This window comes from Pirellulales bacterium (assembly GCA_036267355.1).
Taxonomy (GTDB): domain Bacteria; phylum Planctomycetota; class Planctomycetia; order Pirellulales; family DATAWG01; genus DATAWG01.
Genome location: DATAWG010000109.1, coordinates 37,608 through 57,877 on the forward strand (window position 1 = coordinate 37,608; position 20,270 = coordinate 57,877).

Here is a 20,270-nt window from a genome sequence, read left to right on the forward strand (position 1 = left end):
AAATACTCGCAATAGAAAGAAATCATCCATGCACCATCGAATGAAATTTCTGTCGGCGATCGCCGCCGGCCTGATGATCTTGGCTTGCGGCGCCGTCCGCGGCGACGACAAGCCGGCCGTCGATAATGCGGCTGTCGACAAAGCCTTCGAGACGCTGAAGACCTACGACTACGGCACCGACCGCAACGACCTGAAGGCGATCGACGACGCCGTGATTGCCACGCACGGAAATCCGGAAGCTTGTTTGGCGCTCGAAAAGCGATTGGCTGCGGTGCTTTCCAGCAACGATTCGACCGATGCGAAAGATTACGCATTGCGCACGCTGCGGATCATCGGCACTTCGGAATCGGTCCCGGCGATTGCCCCGCTGCTGGAAAAGAAAGAGCTGTCGCACATGGCCCGCTACGCGTTGGAATTGAATCCTTCGCCAGCGGCCGGCAAGGCGCTGCTCGATGCGTTGCCCAAGGTGAGCGGCAAGTTGAAGATCGGCGTCATCGGCTCGCTGGCCTCGCGGCACGACGCCGAAAGCGTGCCGGCGATCGCATCGGCTCTCGACGATTCCGACAAAGACGTGGCCGAGACCGCCGCCCATGCGCTGGGGGCGATCGGCAATGCCGACGCGGCCAAAGCGCTTGGCGAATTCCTGCCCAAGGCCCCCGCCGGCGTGAAGGCCGCGGCGACCGACGCATATCTTGTCTGTGCCGAAAGGTTGTTCAAGCACGGCAAGAAGGCCGAAGCGATCGCGATTTACAAGTCGCTGATGCACGAAGGCGAACCGAAGCACATCCGGCTGGCCGCCACCCATGGTCTGCTGGTTGCCACGGAAAAGAAAGACTGACGATGGCATCGGCCGCGGTCGCGGGCGGTTTTGCTGTGCCAAGGCGTTAACGCCTGGCAGCGCGAATCGCCGCGATCGCGCGTGCTAGCCCGCTTCAGCGGGCTAGCGGCGTCGCCGGCTTTAGCCGCCGAGACTGGCTAAAGCCGGCGCGAAGCCTCGTAAACGGGCCTCTTGAAACGATGTTTGGTTCCGCAGTCCGAGGCGCGAACGCTTGGACTATTTAAAAAATTCCTTGGCTTCGTCGGAGATCCGGTTGTGAGAGCGCGCGGTTTTCTTCTTTCGATCTTGCCCGCCGTCGCGATTGTTCTTGCATTGAGCGGCCGCGCTACGGCCGTCGCGGCCGATGAAAGCTCCGACGACTCGGTCGGCACCATTGCCACTTTGCTCGGCGACAAGGACAAAGACATTCGCGCTTTGGGCCTGCAGCAGGTTCGCGAAGCGGCCAAGGGGACGAAGGCGACCGAGCAATTCGCCGGATTGCTGGCGAAATTGCCCGCCGATGCTCGAGTCGGCTTGCTCGATGCACTGGCCGACCGTGGTGATAAGGCGGCCCGGCTGGCCGTGCTCGAGCAACTTCGCAGCCAGGACGGTGCGGTCCGCGACGCGGCGCTGCGGGCTCTCGGTTCGATCGGAGAGCCAGCCGACATGCCGCAATTGGTTCAATTTCTTTCCACCGGTTCCGAGGCCGATCAGGCTGCCGCCCGTGGAAGCCTGACGCATTTGCCGGGCCACACGATCGACACAGCGATCGCCGGCGAGCTGGCGGGCGCGACGCCGAAGATTCGCTCGGAAATAATCGAAATTCTCGCGGCCCGCAGGGCGATCGGCACCGTCTCGAACCTTCTCACGGCTGCCGAAGATTCCGATCCGATGGTCCGCAAGGCAGCGATGGCGGCGCTCGGCGAGTTGGCGACGCCCTGCGCCAAGGATGTCGGGTCGATGCTTAGGGGCGTGGTCAAGGCGGAGCCCGGCACGGAGCGCGACGCGGCGGAAAAAGCTGTGTTGTTGGTTTGCAATCGAATCGAGGATCCCGCGAAACGTGCCGCGCCGATTCTGGTCGGTTGGACCCAGTTGTTCACGGAAGACCAGCGCACGATCCTTTTGCCGGCGCTCGGCCGCGTCGGCGGCCCCGATGCGTTGAAGGTTGTCGAAGCGGCCATCGCCGATCCGAATCCGCGCCGCGCCGATGCCGGCATCCGCGCGATCTGCAATTGGCCCGACGCCACCGTCGCCCCGCGGCTGTTGGCGCTGTTTCAATCCAATGCCGATCCCGAGCGGCAAAGCTTGCTTCTGCGGGCGCTGACGCGCGTGGCCGTGTTGCACGACAAGCGCAGCAACGCGCAGCGGCTTGCGCTCTTGAAAACGTGCATGAGCCTGGCGACCCATGACGACGAGCGCAACTACGTCGTCAAACGCGCCGCCGCGGTGCGCACGGTCGATGCGTTGCGGTTCCTGGTTCCCTTCTTGGAAAGGCCGCCGCTTGCTCAGGAGGCATGTGCCAGCATCGTCGAACTGGCCCATCATCGCGAATTGCGCTTGCCGAACGAAGCCGAGTTCGCCAAGGCCCTTGATGCCGTGATTCGCATCTGCAAAGATCCGGGCGTCGTGGATCATGCGCAGCGGTATAAGGCCAATAAAACATAGGGGCGAGGGACGAGGGACGAGGGCGAGGGAAGGCAAACGCAGCGACCCGAGCCCGTTCCGAGCTGCACTCGTCCCCAGCCCCTCGTCCCTCGCCCCTAACCGAGAGCCCGATCATGCACCAGCCGGTGTTTCGCTTGCCGCTTCTAGCGATTCTTGGATTGATCGCATGGGGTTTTTCGGCGGCGGCACCAGCTCGGGCGCAGTCGGGCAACCCGGAATTGGATGCGCTCTTGAAGTCTGGCGTGGTGTTTCCCGGGGGCCAGATGCGCCGGCTTCGGCCCCCCTCGATGGCCGACGGTCTCGGCGCCGCCGGCCAGAAGCAGGCCATCCAGACAGTGCTGGCCATGCAGCATTCGGTTCGGCCGGTGAACTACCCGCAATTCATGGTCAAGAATCTGAACACGCCTTATGTGCTGCTGGTCGATCAGGATCCGCAATACGACGGAAACCAACCGGGGCATTCAATCAACTTATGGTTCGTCGTGTACGGCGATTTGAAAACCGTCGCGGATCCGAAATTTCTCAAGAAGCAGTTCAAGCCCGACAACACGGGCCACCTCGACACGCTAACGCCTGACGATCTCAAGCGGCGGAATATCGTGCCACGCACGATTCCGGCCGGCAACGAATGGTTCGTCCACGGCGTGTTCAAACTGCTGCAAACCCAGGTTCTCGTGCAAGTGCAGGGAACGAGCCGGGCCGTGGAAACGACGACCAAGGAATCGACGACCTTGGGCTGCCAGATCGATCGCCGGTTCGATGGCGACTCGAAGTTTCCCAACGATTGGCGGCCTGCGCCCGGCGGCGTCGTGCAAAACAGTCCCACGCCCTACGACTCGTTCGGCGGCTACGCGAAGGTGACACGGCTCGTCGAGCCGGCCGGCGCGCTGTTTGTCGAATATCATCTGGTCTACGACGAACCTCAGGGCTGGTTCAACGGCGCGAACTTGCTGCGGGCGAAACTACCGCAAGCCACGCCTGGCGACGTTCGCGAATTCCGCCGCGATGTGCGAACGGCAGAGCAATAAAAAACGCGACCGTCAAAACCGGATCTGCACGCCGGCAAGCGGTCCCGTGATGCGAACATCGCCGATTTGCCCTAAGTCGCAGCCGGTGTCGATCTCTTTGCCGAAACGGCTCTGGGGCAAAGCCCCTGGGAAACCCACCAAAAAGCCGAATACGCGAAAAGTGTCTTTATGAAACTGTGTCGTCGCGTGTGCGCAGCTTGTATTTTTGTATTTTGGATCCAGTAGGATTTTCCGTGACACCGGAGATTCGGATTGTTAGCATAGCAGGGTAGGGGTCCGGCCGTGCAATCGGGATCCGACGGGGAGGGCTCGGGTTTCAAGGCCTATTCCCGGGGTTCGTCCGAGCTTTAAAACGCGCGCAAAGGGGGAAATCTTGTCGCGCGGTTCGCCGGTCGGGATCGCATCACCTGCGATGCTTCCGGCAAATCTGGCCGCGGTCGTCGCAGACATCGATACGGTTTTGGGGCGTTGGCGGAACTGGTGCATCGTCGCCGCATTTGGTGGCGGTGCGCCCATAAATCTGATTTCGGGAGTTTAGCGCGGATGCTTTTTCACACTGATTGTTCGGTTCCCCCGACACTTCGTAGCGGCTCTTCCATCTCCAAATCGTTCCCCTCGCTCGACTCGCAAATTCCGAGATCAGAATCGCGTTCTCCGCAAATGTGTGGGGGGCAAAGGCCGCATCGTCGGCTCCTCGGTGGCTGTCGCGTTTTTTCGCTCGTGGCCTTCGCCCTCGGGTTCTTGGGTGTTTTCCTTCCCGTCGCGGCGCACGCGCAATCGAACAGTCCGCTTTATTGGGACGCGGCGGGTGGCACCGGCACATGGAGCTCGGCCGCGACGAATTGGGTCAACTCCGACGGCAGTCCCGCGTCGGCAGATCCGACGACGACCAACGATGCCGTCTTCAACTACTCAGGCTTGGCAGCCGCGAATGAAACGGTGTCGCTCAGTTCCCTGCAATCGGTGCTCGGGCTGTATTTCACCAACACCGATACCACGTTGCTGGAAAGTGCGACCACCGCGGAAAGCCTGACGATCGGCAACGGCACCAGCGGCGACGGCATCAACATCGCCTCGGCGGCCGGCGCTGTCACCATCGGCTCGACGACGGCTGCGAATTCTCTGCCGATTATCATCGCCGACAGTCAGACCTGGACGAACAACTCGACCGCCACCACCGGGCTGACGGTGGTCAATGGCATTTCGGATACCACCGCCTCCACGCTCACATTCGCCGGCACCGGCAGCACGACCGTCAGCGGCGTCATCTCCAACGGCCCGGGCCTGGCCCTAATTCAGGCCGGCGCCGGCATATTGTCGCTGAACGCCAGCAATTCATTTGCGGGCCTGACGATCCAAGCCGGCACGGTCAATCTGGGAACCGTCGGGGCCCAAGGGGCCGGCACGATCACGATCGGCACCACGACCACGAATGCCACGCTCAACGTGGCCGGCATCGGCTCGGGCGCAAATGGGACGTATACCGGCGCGATTGCCGTCGGCGGCTCCGGCATCGACACTCTCAGCGCTACCGCCTTCAACCCCGTGTTCAGCGGCCCGATCACGCTCGGCAACAATCTAACGATCGAGTCCAACAACAGTTCGGGCAGCACCATCGGCATCACGGGCGGCATCCTCGGAACCGGCAACGTTACGACCACGGTGCTCGGCGCCAACGCCGCGTCGACCATTACGCTCAGCGGCAGCCCGATCAACCCGACCGGCAGCTTCATCAACAACGGCAGTGGCACGAGCGGCGTCGTCGTCAGCGCGAGCATCGGATCGAACGTCACTGGGCTAACCCAAAGCGGCGCTTCGCCCCTCACGCTCACCGGCAACAACACCTACATTGGCCCCACCACGGTCAGCGCCGGCGCCTTGACCGTGTCCGGCGGCGGCACCTTGTCTGGCACAACCGCCCTGTCGGTCAGCGGCGCGACGTTCGATTATTTCCCCAGCGCAGCTGGTCCGTTGACGCTCGGAAGCGGCTCGACCTTGAGCCTCACCAATAGCACGATCGGGCTTGGCATCGGCGATTCGATCGTCGCCGCAGGTGCGGCCGCGGTTAGCGGCACCAATCGGATCAATCTCTCCGGCGCCATTACGCCCGGCAACAGCTACACGCTGCTCAGCGCCGCCGGCGGACTCGCTAGCGGCGGCACGTTTGCCGTCATCGTTAGCGACCCGACAAACTACACCTACACCACAAGCACGGGCGGCGGATTGTCGCTGTCGATCAATACGACGGCGGAATCGCAGCTCTCGACCGCCTATTGGACAGGCGGATTGAGCGGGGCAACCAACGTTTGGGCGTCGTCCAACGGCGCCGCAAGCAACTGGGTCATAACCTCCGGCGGCTCGGCCCAGGGCCAGGTGCCCGGCTCGGCGACGAGTGTCACGTTTTCGTCCAGCCCGATCGCCACCGCGCCCACGGCGACCGTGCTCGGCGCGAACATGACGATCAACAACCTCACGATCGCCGACACCGTGAATGGTCTCGGCTTGACTGGCGACGGCAATACGCTGACGATCACGCCCACATCTTCTAGCACCGGCATCACGATGAACACGGGCGTTCCCGCCAGCAGCATCGCCGCCAACGTGGCTTTGGGCGCCCCGCAAACCTGGACCAACAATTCCGCCAACCTGCTGACCGTCAGCGGCGTCGTTAGCGGCGGCAGCGGCAATGGCCTTACGGTCGCCGGCAGCGGCAGCCTAACGCTCTCCGGGGCCAACTCGTATTCCGGGGCCACCACCGTCAACGCCGGCACGCTCGTGCTCTCCGGCTCGGCCGCCGCCGCCAACAATAGCGCGATCGCGATGGCCAACAGCGCCAACCTGACCTTCTCGGCCGCGACCGGCACCGGTTACACGTTCAACCAGGCGATCACCGGCACGGCCGGCAATGTGACATTCAATGTCGATGGCAACACCAGCGCCAGCGGCGGCAGCGACGGCACGCACTTCACGCTCAACGACAGCGGCGGCTTCACCGGCACGATCGTCATCAACACCGGCCTGGTGAGTCCCACCGCCGACACCGTGTTCGGCAATGCCGCGAACGTCGTCGAAATGAATGCCCCCAACGGCTCGAGCGCCGGCATCGTCACCACTGGCAACGTCACGCTCCCAAGCACGCGCTCGTTTGATCTGACCACGGCCGGCGGCATCGGCGTGTTCCGCGAATACAGCGGCACCACGCTCATCGTCAACGGCGTCATCAGCGGGCCGGGCACGCTCTACAAGACCGACGGCGGCACGCTCGACCTCGGCGGCGCGAATACCTTCACCGGGCCATCGAGCGTCGGCTCCGGAACCATGGATCTGACCAATGCTTTGGCATTGCAAGACAGCACGCTCACCAGCGGCGGCACGACGTTCGATTCCTCGGTCACCGCGAATGGAAACGCATTCACGCTCGGCGGCCTCACCGGCAGCACGAATTTCGCCCTGGCCAACAACGCCACCACCCCCGCCGCGGTCGCCCTCTCGGTCGGCAACGACAACGCGAGCACGACCTTTTCCGCCGCCCTCACGGGCGCCGGCAGCCTGACAAAAATCGGCACCGGCACGTTCACGCTCTCCGGCACCGGCAGCTACACAGGCGCGACGAACATCACCGGCGGCGAACTGCTTCTCTCGGGCACCGGCGCGATCAACACCAGCAGCGGAATCACGATCAACGGCACCGGCGCCTCATTGATCCAAGCCAGTTCCGTCGCCATCAGCCCGGCCATTACCCTCTCGGCTGGCACGCTCGGCGGCGCCGGAACCGTCGGAACCGTGAATGTCGCCGATGCCGCGGGGGCGATCCTGCAAGGCGGCAACGGCAGCGGCGGCGTGCTTACCATCGGCAGCCTGAATTTCGCCGGCTCGGCCACCATCAATTTGCCCAGCGGCGCGACCTTGCTCGCCACGACGCTGGCCACGCCGAACGCCGGCACGATCACCATCAATGCCAGCGGCTTGAACGGCGGCTTCGCCAAACTGATCAACTACGGCTCCTACAACGGCGCGAACTCCAGCGACTTCACCGTCGGCGCCATCACGCTCGGCCCGAATCAAGCCGTCGTGAGCGGCGTGATCAACAATACGGGGAGCAGTTCCATCGGAGTCGATGTGATGGGCAACATCGAAGGCATCGTCAACTTCGGCGCAGCGAAGACGATTTCCGGCGTGACCGACGTCCTCAATGTCGGCAAGGCGGTCGCGGCCTACGACTTCGCCAATTCCACGCAGACGGTCAACGGCGTGACGTTCACCGGCACGACGTACGCCGGCAGCGGCACCGCACCAACCGGCGTCACGCTGAGCGGCGTTGGCACCAACAACGTCAACGCCTTCAACTCCGGCACCGCGCCCTTCGGCACTTTGAACAGTTCCTATCTCAACATGCTGATCGGCTCCGATTACGGCGGCAGTTCCGCCGCAACGGTCACGCTCACCAGCCTGACCGCGGGGCATGTTTACGCCACCCAGTTCTGGGTCAACGACCCGCGCCCTGAATCCGGCCGCGCCGAAGTGCTCACCAGCGCCGGCGGAAACTCGGTCACGCTCTCGTATTCCGCCAACAACGTTGCCGGCAGTCCGGGCCAGTACAGCATCGGCGGCTTCACGGCAAGCGGAGCTTCCCAAGCGTTCACCATCACGCCCACTTCCGGGGGCACCCCGGCACAAATCAATGCCATCCAAGTCCGGGATGTCACCGGCGTCTGGAGCGGGTCTACCAATGGTATCTGGGAAAGCTCCGGCGTCGGTAGCAGCAATCTGAACTTCACCGGCAACAACAATTTCTCAACCGTCGAAAGCATTCTCGGCGCCTCGGGCAGCGTCTACTTCGGCGATACCGACGGCTTTGGCAACGCGATCACCAATAGCGCCATCACCGTGGGCACCGTCGGCGCCCCCGGCGTTAGCGCCGGCAGCGTCAATTTTCTGAACAATTCGGTCGCCTACTCCCTCACCAACGCCAGCGGAACCACCGGCATCACGGGCACGACCGCCGTGACGATGGGCGGCTCGGGTACGGTGCGTTTCAACAGCGCCAACACCTACACCGGCGGAACCACGATCAGCGCCGGCAGCTTGCAATTCGCCCAAACCGCCGCCATGCCCGCCAGCGGCACGGTCGCCGTCGCCAGCGGCGGCACCCTGGCGGTCAACGCCGGCGGATCGGGTGAATTCACGAATGCCACCTCGGGCGCGGGCTCGATCGGCGGGCTGCTCGGCGGCATCGGCGGCCAAGGGGCTCCGGTCACGTTGGCATCCGGCGCGTATCTGGGCATCGACACCACCGACGCCGGTGGCTCGCTCACCTATTCCGGCAATATCACCAATGCCGGCCTGGGGATCGTCAAACTCGGCTCAGGCACGCTCACGCTCTCCGGCACGAACACATATTCCGGCGGCAACATCGTAAACGGCGGCACGCTTTATATCCCCGTCGGCGGCACTCTCGGCGCGACGACCGGCGCGCTGGCCGTCAATGGAGCCAGCAGCATTTTGGACCTGGGCACGACCAGCCAAACCGTGGGCGCGGTAACGATCGGCGGCGGCACGATTCAAGACGGCGGCACGCTCACCGGAACCTCGTTTACCTCGACCGGCGGCACGGTGAACGTTTCCCTGGCCGGCGTGGGCGCGCCGTTGACGCTGAGCTCCGGCACGTTGACGTTGAATGCCGCGAACACTTATAGCGGCGCCACCGCGGTCAACGCCGGCGTGTTGCAATTGGGGAATGCCGGCGCGGTGCAAAATAGCACCGTCACGGTGACTCCGAACAATGGCTTGATCTTCTTGGCCGGCAACGATTCACCCACGCTCGGCGGCTTGGCCGGCGCGGGAAATATCGCCCTGCAAGACACGGCCGGCAGCCCAGCCGCGGTGACTCTGACTGTCGGCGGCAACAATGCCAGCACGACCTATAGCGGCGTGTTGAGCGGTCCCGGCGGCCTGACCAGAACCGGAACCGGCACCCTAACCCTCAGCGGCGCGAATACCTACACCGGAGCCACCGCTGTCGCTGGCGGCACGCTCTCGCTTTCGACCGGCTCGCTGGGCAACACCGCAGTGTCGGTGGGCAGCGGGGCCAATAGCGGGGCGCTGCGGATCAACGGCTCCTATGCCATCGGCACCGCATCGGCGGCCAACGCCAGCCTCGCCATCGGCGGCACAACCGCCGGCGGCACGCTCAGCTTCTCCAGCAGCGAGACCAGCGTCAGCACGCTCAGCATCCGCAATGCCACCGCCACCACGCCGAACCTCACGCTCGGCGGCAGCACCTCGGGCGACGCGGTCTTGAACTTCAACTATAGCGCCACCGGAACCGACCAGATCGTCGCGGCAGGCCAGTTGACCGTCAATCCCGGCGGAGCGGTCATCAATATCGCGCCGCTGTCCGGCGTCAGCACGCTCGGGGCCGGTCCTTACACCTTGCTCAGCTACGCCGCAGTCAGCAGCGCGCCGACCTCGATCGGATTGGGCAACGCACTCCTGCCCAGCGGCGACATCGGATATTTAACCACGACCACCACCAGCGTGTCGCTGAGCGTCGTTGCCGGAGCGACTGGCAACGCCTATTGGGCCGGCGGCACCGACGGTAACTGGAACACGAATCCCGCGGGAACCACCAACTGGGTGACGACGGCGGGCGGCGGCACTTCGTCCGCCTTGCCCGACAGCAATACGAATGTATTCGAAACGGCCACGACCGCCGGAAACCTCACGCAAACGCTCGGCCAGGGCTTCACGGTCAACAGCCTGACGTTCAACAACCCGGCCGGAGTTTCGATCGCGCCGGGCACGTTTGCCACCGACGGCATCACGATCATGGCCGGCAGCGCCAACGGCAACACTGCAGGCAGCGGTTTGACGGTTCTTTCCACCGCGGGCGCCAACACGATCAGTGCCCCGGTGATTCTTGGGGCCGCGCAATCGTGGAGCAACGCCAGCTCCAATCCGCTGACCCTCAGCGGCGGCGTCGTCACCGGCGGATATACGCTCACGATTGCCGACACGGGCACCGGCGGCACGACGATCGGCGGCTCGATTTCCGGCGCCGGCGGCTTGACGATGAGCGGCAGCGACACCTTGACGCTCTCCGGCGCGAGCACGTATTCCGGCACGACCACGGTCACCTCCGGAACCTTCAGCTTAGCCTCGACCGGCTCGATCGCATCGAGCGCCGGCGGCTTTGCCCTCAGCGGCGCGAGCACCATCGCCAATATCAACGGCGCCTACAGCACGACCGGCACGACGGGCACTAGCGCCGTCACGGTGTCGGCCGGGACGCTCAATGTCGGCTCGACCGGCTCGCTCGCCATCGCAAGCTCGCTCGATGTCACCGCCGGCGGCAATCTGGTCATTTCCGGGAACGTGACGATGGGCAGCGGCTCGGCCTTCGGAATCGGCTCCGGAATTGGCAGCACGACGGGCACGGTGACGGTCGCCGCCGGCGGCACGCTCAACATCGGCGCCGGAAACGGCATCACCTTCATCGGCGGCGATTTTCTCAACACCGCCGGCAATGGCCGGAACGGAACTTACGGCGTCGGCACGCTGACGATTAACGGCGGCACGGTGAACGTGGCCGCTCCCGGCACTGGCAGCAATGGCCCCGGCGGCCTCGACGCGACCAGTCTTTGGCTCGACCCCTACGGCGACTCGTCCGGTCCCAGCACGATCAATTTGAATGGGGGCACCCTGATCTCTGCCCGGCCAATCTATGACGGCAGCAACGGCAATTCGGTCGTCAATTTCAACGGCGGCACGTTCGAGCCCACCTATACGGCTGCCGCCATGTTCGGTGGAACGATCAATCTCGAAGTGCAAACCGGCGGAGCAATCGTCGATGTGCCGACAGGTCTGAACGTGTTGATCAGCCAGGGGCTGGTGCACGGCGGCGGCTCGCCCGATGGCGGGCTGACTGTCAACGGCCCGGGCATTCTCACGCTCACCGGCGGAAACAGCTACACCGGCCCCACCACCATCAATTCCGGCAGCACGCTGCAGCTCGGCAATCAATCCGCGAGCGGCTCGCTGTCCGGCAGCTCGGCGATCGCCGTCAACGGCACGTTCCTCGTCGATCCCAGCACCGGCGGCGTCACGCTCAGCAACACGATCACCGGCAACGGAACTATTACCGTGAACGGTTCGACGGCGTCGGGCCCCTCCTATCTTTCGTTCACCGGCAACGCGACCGGTTTCACCGGCGCGTGGCTCCTCGAAGCCGGCCGGCTTCAGACCACCGCGGCGAATATCAATCCTGCAAACCAGATCACCGTCACCGGCAATGCCACCGTCGGCGGCGAACTCTACCTCGGCACCACCACCACATTCGCCAACCCGATTACGATCAGCGGCATCGGCGCGTTGGAAGCCGTCGGCAACCTCGGCGCCATTCGGCTTCAGGGCGGGAGCTACGCCGGCCCAATCACGTTGGGCGGCAATGCCCGCATCACCGCCTTTGCCAGCAACGGCACTCTTTCCGGCCTGATTTCGGGAGCCTACGTCCTGTCGCTCGGCGATCAGAACACCGGCACCAGCGCCGGAACGATCAGCATCACAGGCGCCGACAACACCTATAGCGGCGGCACGGTCATCTTCGGCGCCAATATCGGTGCGAATGCCGTCGGTGCGCTGGGCACCGGCCCGATCACGCTTTCCAACGCGACCTCCGACACCGCCGCCACCGCGCTGACCGAAAGCATCGCCGACGCCCTGACCGGCACTAACTCGCTGACCGTGCAAGCCGGCACGGCAACCTTGAGCCAAACGAACGACTACACGGGCGGCAGCACGGTTTCCGGCGGCACGCTCGCCGCCAACGCCGTTGGCGCGCTGGGCACCGGCAATGTGCTCGTCAGCGGCGGCGCACTTACCGAATCGATCGGCAGCGCCTTGAACGGCGCGAGTCAAGCGCTTTCGGTCACCAGCGGCACCGCGGCACTCAGCCAAGCGAACAGCTATGCCGGCGGCACGACGATTTCCGGCGGCTTGCTCGATATCGGCAACGCCTCCGCCCTCGGAGCCGGCCCCTTCGCGATCAACGGCGGAACGATCGACAACACCAGCGGTGCGGCGATGGTCCTCTCCGCCACCGGCGGCACTTCGCTCGGCGGCAATTTCACCTTCACCGGCACGAAGAATCTCGACCTCGGGCCAACCTCCATTACACTCTCCGCCACACCGACGATCACCGTCGCCGCCAACACGCTCACCTTCAGCAGCCCCGTCGTGGGCACGGGTTTCGGCCTGACCAAGGCCGGCCCCGGCACGCTCGCGCTGACTAACGCCGAATCCTACACCGGCCCGACCACGGTCAGCGGCGGCACGCTCTCGCTCGCCGCCGGCTCGCTCGGCGACACGGCGGTCGCGGTCGGCAGCGGCGCCAGCGGCGGCACCCTGCGGCTCAATGGCAACCCCGCCACCCCGTACACCATCGGCTCCGGCTCCGCGGTCAATGCCAGCCTCACTGTCGGCGGCGCCACCGGCATCGGCACGTTGACGTTCTCCAGTTCCGAAGCCAGCCACAGCATTCTGTCGATCACCAACGGCAATACCAGCGCGGCTAACCTCACGCTCGGCGGCAGCACGTCGGGCGCGGCGGTGTTGAACTTCAACTACGATTCGAGCACTACTGACGAGATCGTTGCCTCGGGCACCCTGGCCGTGAATCCAGGCGGGGCGGTGATCAATCTCTCGCCGCTGGCCTCCGCGGAATTGGGCGTCGGCACCTATCCCTTGTTCTCCTACAACACCAGCCCGGTGCCGACCGCGATCTCGCTCGGCTCCTTCACGGCCGAGCCGGGCGAAGCCGGCTATCTGACCAGCACGAGCACCGGCGTTTCGTTGACGATCGTTTCGGCCGCGACTGGCAACGCCTATTGGGCCGGCAGCACCGACGACAATTGGAACACGATCAACACCGGCGTCACCAACTGGGTCGATGCCGCCAGCAACGGCAACAACACGGGCCTGCCGGTCGGCACGACGAATGTCTTCGAAACCGCCGCCGGGGCGGCCCAATTCTCGCAATCGCTGGGTCAAAGCTTCACGATCAACAGCCTCAACTTCAACAGTTTGTCGGGCATTTCGATCGGCCCTGGCGTCGTCACGACCAATTCGATCACGATCCTGGCCGGCACCGCCAATGGCAACACGGCCGGCAATGGCATCTCGGTCGCCGCAGGCGCGGGCGCCAATTCGATCTCCGCCGCCATCGTGCTCGGCGCCAGCCAGAACTGGACCAACAACTCGACCAACCCGCTGACGGTAAGCGGCGCGATCAGCGATGGCGGCAACAACTACGCCCTCACGCTGTCGGGCCAGTTCACGTTCAGCGGTCCGAACAGCTATGGCGGCGGCACGGTCCTCGACGCCGGCACGCTGTTGAACATCAATGCCGACGCCGCTTTGGGGGCTGCCCCCGCTTCGCCGACAACGAATCTGACATTCGCGGGCAATAGCACCTTGCAGGCCGGCGGCACGGTGAGCATGGCCACCAATCGCAACCTATCGATCGGCGCGGGCGTGACCGCCACGATCGATACCAATGGCAGCAACGTCACGATTCCGGGCGTCATCAGCGGCGGCGATGGAGTGTCGAATCTCGCCGTCGTCGGCTCGGGAACGCTCACTCTCTCGGGCGCGAACACCTACGCCGGCCCCACCACCGTCAATGCCGGCACGCTGCAATTGGGCGACGGCACTGCGAGGAACGGCTCGGTCGCGGGCAACATCGCCAACAACGCCGCGCTCGTGTTCGCGAATCCGAATTCGCAAACCTACTCGGGCATCATCAGCGGCGGCGGCAATGTAACCAAGACCGGCGCCGGCTATCTGCAACTCACCGGCGCCAACACCAGCACCGGCAGCCTCACCGTCAACGGCGGCACGCTCAACCTCGTGCAGCAATCGGCGTTCACCGGCACCACCACGATCTCGAGCGGCACGTTGGTGCTCGGCTCGCCGGCGCTGCCGTCGATTGCCGGCCTGGCATATCATCTCGACGCCTCGGTCGCCGGCACTCTGAGGCTCAATGGCACGAGCGTGGCGGGCTGGAATGATCTGACCGCCAATGCCGTCAACTTCACGCAGTCGGCGTCCGGAAGCCAGCCGGCCTATGTCGCCAGTGGCATCAACGGTCTTGGCAGCGTGAGCTTCAACGGCAGCACCAGCCAGCTCGTCGCCAACCTCGCCGTGACCACTCAGACCGTGTTCATCGTCGATACTCCGGGAGCGACGAACACCGATCTGGCCGGCATCTTCGGCAGCTACAACAACGACAACGGCGTGCGGATGTATAGTCCGACGGCATGGCAAAATGGTGCAAGTGGCAACAGCAGCGACTTCACCAACGGCGGGTCGATGTATCTCGATGGCGTGCAGCAAACCGGCAACGCGAACTTTAGCACGCTCCAGCCGCAACTTCTGGAAGCAGTCAGCTCCGGCGCCAATAGTCTCACTGCCGCCCTGGGCGAATACATCAACACCGGCACTTCGGGCACCCGCTTTTTCAACGGCGAGATCGGCGAAGTGCTGGTTTTCAACGGCACGCTTACCGCGGCCCAGCAAGCGCAGGTCGATGCCTACCTCACCGCGAAATGGCTTACGCCCGACAGTTCATCGGTCACCAGCAACGTGCTTCCGGCAACCAATTCCGTGAATCTTTCCGGCAGCGGCGCCACGCTCGATTTGGGAACGACGAATCAGACCATCGCCTCGCTCACCGGCGTTTCCGGCAGCGGCGTGAATCTCGAATCGCAAACCCTGACGGTCAACAATTCCTCGCCGACGACGTTCGCCGGCGTCATGAGCGGAGCGGGTTCGCTGGTCATGAACGGATCGAGCACGTTCACGCTCACAGGCGCCAATACCTACACCGGCGGCACCACCATCAGCAACGGCACCCTGCGATTGGGCGACGGCACGGCGAACAACGGCTCGGTCGCCGGCAATATTTCCAACAATGCCACGCTGACCTTCGCGAATCCGAATCCGCAAACGTATGGCGGAATCATCAGCGGCAACGGCGCCGTGAACAAAACGGGCGCGGGCGCGCTGACCCTCTCGGGCTACAACACGAACACCGGCGCTCTGACGGTCAATGGCGGAACGGTCACGCTCACGAACTACCAATCGTATGCCACGACCACGATCCAAAGCGGCACGTTGCTCCTCGGCGGCGCGGCCCTGCCGGCGATCCCCGGGCTCTCCTACCATCTCGACGCGACGAATGCCAGCAATCTCACCCTCAGCGGCGGAAGTGTGCTCGGATGGGCCGATTCGAGTGGCAACGGCGTCAACTTTACGGGCGGCACCTACACGAATTCGGCCGGCAATGCCGTAACGCCGCCAACCTACATCGCCGCCGGCTCCGCCGGCGCCATCAACGGCCTGGGCACCGTGAATTTCAATGGCACCACGGCCGCGCTCTTCGCCAATCAGTCGGCTACCACCCAGACCGTTTTCATCGTCGACCAGGTCAACGGATACACGGGGCTGGGCGGTATCTTCGGCGCTTCGGCCGACCTCGGAATCCGCATGAATAGCTCCTCGACTTGGCAAAATGTCGGCACCAACGGCAACGACTTCACCAACGGCGGCTCGATGTACGTCAACGGCGCGCTGCAGTCCGGGAACGGAACATTCACTATCGGCACTCCTCAGATCCTCGAAGGCGTAAGCGCCACTGCAAGTAGCCTCACGGCCGGATTAGGTGGGTACTTCGTATTGCCTGGGAATGGTCCCCGCAATTTCGACGGCGAAATTGGCGAAGTGCTCGTCTACAACGGCACGCTCACCACGGCCGAGCAACAGGCCGTCGATACCTATCTCACCGACAAATGGTTCTCGTCGGCGCTCGGCGTGAACCCGAGCAATATCCTGCCCGCGGCCAGCACCGTGAACATCACCGGCAGCGGCGCCACCCTCGATTTGGGCACTGCCAACCAAACGGTCGGTTCGCTAGCGGGCGTGGCTGGCAGCCTCGTGAACCTCGAAAGCCAAACGCTCTCGATCGGCGGAAGCTCCAGCACCACCTTTGCCGGCACGATGAGCGGCGCCGGCTCGCTTGTCGTCGGCGGCTCCGGAGTGCTCACGCTTTCGGCGGCCAACACCTATTCCGGCGGCACGACGATCAATTCCACCGGCACGCTCCGCGTCGCCAATGGCTCGAGCGGCTCGGCCACCGGACCCGGCGCGGTGTTGGTCTCCAACGGCGGCACGCTCGGCGTCACCGTCGCCGGCGGAAGCGCGACCGTTTCTCCAATCGGGTTGAACACGGTCACGATCGCCTCCGGGGGCAATCTTGCCGGAGCCAACGGTGTCACGCTGACACTGACGAATGGATTGATCCTGCAAGCCGGCGCGATCGCCACCGCCAATCTCAGCGGCATGCCGAACGGCAATAGCGGCGCAAATCCCCTGCTGGCCGTCAACGGCGGAGCCATTTCAACCAGCGCCGGGAGCTACACCGTCAACCTGACCGGTTCGCCCACCGCCGGCACCTACGATCTCATCAATTACAGCGGGGCAACCCTGAGCGGCAACGGCGCCTTCCAAATCGGCTCGGTTCCGAGCGGGTTCGGCTACGAATTGCAGCTCAACCCGGGCATCAGCCAGTTGGATCTGATGGTCGTCGGCGTGCTGAATTGGAACGGTTCGGTAAGCAACGTGTGGGATGTCGACGCCACCAACAACTGGACCACCGGTTCGCCCCCGGCCGCCAGTCCGTTCCTCAGTAGCGCGCCGGTCGTCTTCGGCGACGGCGCAAGCAACACCTCGATTTCGATCCAGCCCTCGAGCGGCGTGAACCCGTCTTCGGTGACATTCACCAACACGGGCGCCAGCAACGGCGGCTCCGACTACACGATCAGCAATGCCGCGGGGAACACCGTCGGTATCTACGGCAGCACGGGCATCACGCTCAATGGCATCGGCAACGTCATGCTGCACGGCCAAAACTCGTTCACCGGCCCTGTAACGCTCAATGCCGGCCAATTGATCCTACAAGCCAATGGGGCGATCGATTATTCGTCAAGCGTCATAGTCGCCTCCGGGGCCGCGCTCAATTTGCAAGGCGCCTCCGTGGGAAATATCCCCTCGACCAATCTTTCCGGCGCCGGCCTGGCGGCAGCCCCGGCCGGAGCACTGGTTAGCTCCAGCGGCAGTAACTCGTATGCCGGAGCGATCACGGTCGACAGCATGGGCGCCACGATCGGCTCCACGTCGACCACCGCTGGCGATGGCCTCACGATCATCGGCGGCATCGATACGGCCGGCAATGCGTTGACATTCTCCGGCGCCGGCAACACGACCGTAAGCTCCATGCCGATTATCGGCACTGGCAGCCTGACCTATAACGGCACGGCGGGCGGCACGTTGAGCCTCGCGGTGGCAAGTTCCTATAGCGGCGGCACGACGATCAGCGGAGGCACGCTTCGAGTTGCGAACTCCACCGGCACGTCGGCCACGGGCTCTGGCCCCGTCGCGGTCAGCTCCGGCGGAACCTTGGGCGGCGCCGGCACCGTGAGCGGCTTGGTCACAGTTGCCAGCGGCGGCATCATCGCGCCGGGCGCCGGCCAATCGCCTATCGGAATCACCTCAAACTTCAACGGCGGACTGACGCTGCAATCGGGATCGCAACTCACGTTCAATCTCAGCAGCTCGGCCGACGCCACGGGCAACAATCTACCGGTCCACAATTCCTCGAACGACTACATCGTTAGCGGCAATTTAGACCTCGCCGGCAGCGGCACCGTCAACGTCAACGACTACGATAGCACATTGCAGATCGGCACCTACGAATTGATTAGCTACACGTCGCTCACCGGTTCCGCCTCCGGATGGACGACGGGCATCGTGCCCGCCGGTTACTCGTATTCTCTCAGCACCACGCTCAATCCCGACCAGCTTGATTTAATCGTCGGGTCCAGCAATGGTTCATCGAGCTGGGCGTCGAGCGTGAGCGGCGACTACGAAACCGCAAACAACTGGAATCCGAAGGCTTCCCCCGACGGCCCCGACCTGAGCGCGACGTTCCCCACGGTCGCCGGAGCGAATTCGCCCATTACCGTGACGGTCGGCAGCAACGATATCGCCGGCGAATTGACGTTCAACAGCAGTTCCACATCCTACATGCTTAAGTCTGGCACCCTGACGCTCGACAACGGCGGCGGCAGCAATGGCATCGGCGGCTCCGGCGCCATCGTGAATGTCTCGGGCGGTGCAAATCCACAAATCTATTCAACGCTCAGCCTCGCCGATTCTTCTCACACCACGACCTTCAACATCGACGGCACCACGAACAGCTCGCTGACCGTATACGGTTCGATCAACGACTCGAACACCGTCCCGGGCCAGTCGATCGTGCTCACCGGCGGCGGCACACTCTCGCTCGAAGCCCCCAACGGCTACACCGGCAATACCACAGTCAATGGCGGCACGCTCAATGTCGGCGACCAAAGCCCCTCCAACCTCGGCAGCGGCACTTTGACCATCAATGCCTCGGGCGGCGGCGCCTCGGTCGTCAACCTGACCGGCAGCACTGCGGGCGACGGCGGATTCGTCATCGGCAACCTGTCGGGCATGGTCAGCGGCGCCGGCAGCACGGCGCAGTTGAACGTGGGATCTGGATACTTGTCGGTGACCGAAAGCCCGACCGCCCCCAGCAATACATACGGCGGCACCCTGTATCTCGGCACCAGCACCGGTTTGATCGTGAACGCTTCCGGCACCACGCTGACCCTCAGCGGCGCTCCGACCTTCGCCGGCGGCGGCAACACCGTAACGGTCAACTCCGGCACGCTGGCTTTCGCCAACGCGACGGCCGCCACAGTCGAAGGCCCGGTGAGTGCCACGGTGGCTGCGGGAGCAACGCTCCAATTGGCCGGCACGGCGCCCGCTCTGTCGCAAGGCGCCTATGCGGCAACCATTCTCACGCAGCAGGGCACCGGCGGTACTGCCGATGGCCAACTGTTGGTCACCGGCACGGCGCAAACCGTCGGTGTGGTATCGGGTACGCAGGTGTCTACCTCCCCAACAACCTATGCCGGAACCACCACGGTCGGCGACGGCACTCATGCCGCCAGCCTCTCGGCCGCGCAGATTCTGCAAAACACGCTGGCAATCAACGCCGGCTCGACCGTGACGATTTTGCCCTTCGCCGGTGGCCAAGACGGCGCTCAACCGGCCGCGATCACAGCGAGCGCAACCCCCGCGGCGGCCACCGCCGGCGCGTTGCCTGCCGCCACACCCAGCGATCCCTTCACGGCGATCCAGGCCGCGATCACCTCCGGCGCGATCTCGGGTGCCACGGGCCAATCGCTAGAAAATCGCATCACGGCAATTGAAAGCCTTGCGACCGCCGACCCCGGCCTGAATGCGAGCCTGCTAGAAAGCCGGGTGCTCGCAGTGCTCCCGTCAAACTCGGCGCTATCCACGCCCGAAGCATCGCCGGCCGAGATCGGTTCGAGTCTGCTCGCCTCGGACACGACGGCGTTCAGTTCTCCGTCTGCTTCCGTAATCGGCGAAAGCGCGATCGTCTCGGCCGCGTTCGCCCCGAGCGCGACGTTCGCGGCGAGCCCCGCAGCGGTTCCCGAGCCTTCAACGTTGCTGCTGGCCGCGCTGGCGGGATGCGGCGCGATGTTTGGAGTTCGGCGTCGGGCCTTTGCTCGATTTCGCAAATAGTTCCGGTATAATGCGAAAGGCGCCGCGGCAACCGATTGAGTTCAACCGGTGATTCGCGTGCCTGCGGACCG

5 protein-coding genes are annotated in these 20,270 nt (G+C 64.2%); 4 read left to right on the top strand and 1 reads right to left on the bottom strand.

The annotated features are described in order from the left end of the window. Positions 1 to 40 precede the first annotated feature (40 nt). The 3 genes from VHX65_17395 to VHX65_17405 all read left to right on the top strand — a co-directional run bounded on the left by VHX65_17395 (position 41) and on the right by VHX65_17405 (position 3,510). Entirely contained in the window at positions 41 to 838 is a 798-nt protein-coding gene (locus VHX65_17395; GenBank protein ID HEX4000330.1) for a HEAT repeat domain-containing protein, read from the top strand. Between the two features lie 255 nt (positions 839 to 1,093). Next, the gene (locus VHX65_17400) at positions 1,094 to 2,482 is read left to right on the top strand and encodes a HEAT repeat domain-containing protein (GenBank protein HEX4000331.1); all 1,389 of its coding nucleotides are present in this window, start codon (positions 1,094 to 1,096) and stop codon (positions 2,480 to 2,482) included. Between the two features lie 113 nt (positions 2,483 to 2,595). Then, positions 2,596 to 3,510 (top strand): hypothetical protein, encoded by a 915-nt coding sequence (locus VHX65_17405; protein ID HEX4000332.1) that lies wholly within the window; start codon positions 2,596 to 2,598, stop codon positions 3,508 to 3,510. 12 nt (positions 3,511 to 3,522) lie between these two features. On the opposite strand, the gene VHX65_17410 is transcribed toward VHX65_17405, so the two are convergent. Further along, the gene (locus tag VHX65_17410) at positions 3,523 to 3,750 is read right to left on the bottom strand and encodes a hypothetical protein (GenBank protein ID HEX4000333.1); all 228 of its coding nucleotides are present in this window, start codon (positions 3,748 to 3,750) and stop codon (positions 3,523 to 3,525) included. 480 nt (positions 3,751 to 4,230) lie between these two features. On the opposite strand from VHX65_17410, the gene VHX65_17415 reads away from it, so the two are divergent. Continuing rightward, positions 4,231 to 20,199: an autotransporter-associated beta strand repeat-containing protein gene (locus VHX65_17415; GenBank protein ID HEX4000334.1), complete on the top strand. Its 15,969-nt coding sequence runs from the start codon at positions 4,231 to 4,233 to the stop codon at positions 20,197 to 20,199. The last annotated feature ends 71 nt before the right edge of the window (positions 20,200 to 20,270 follow it).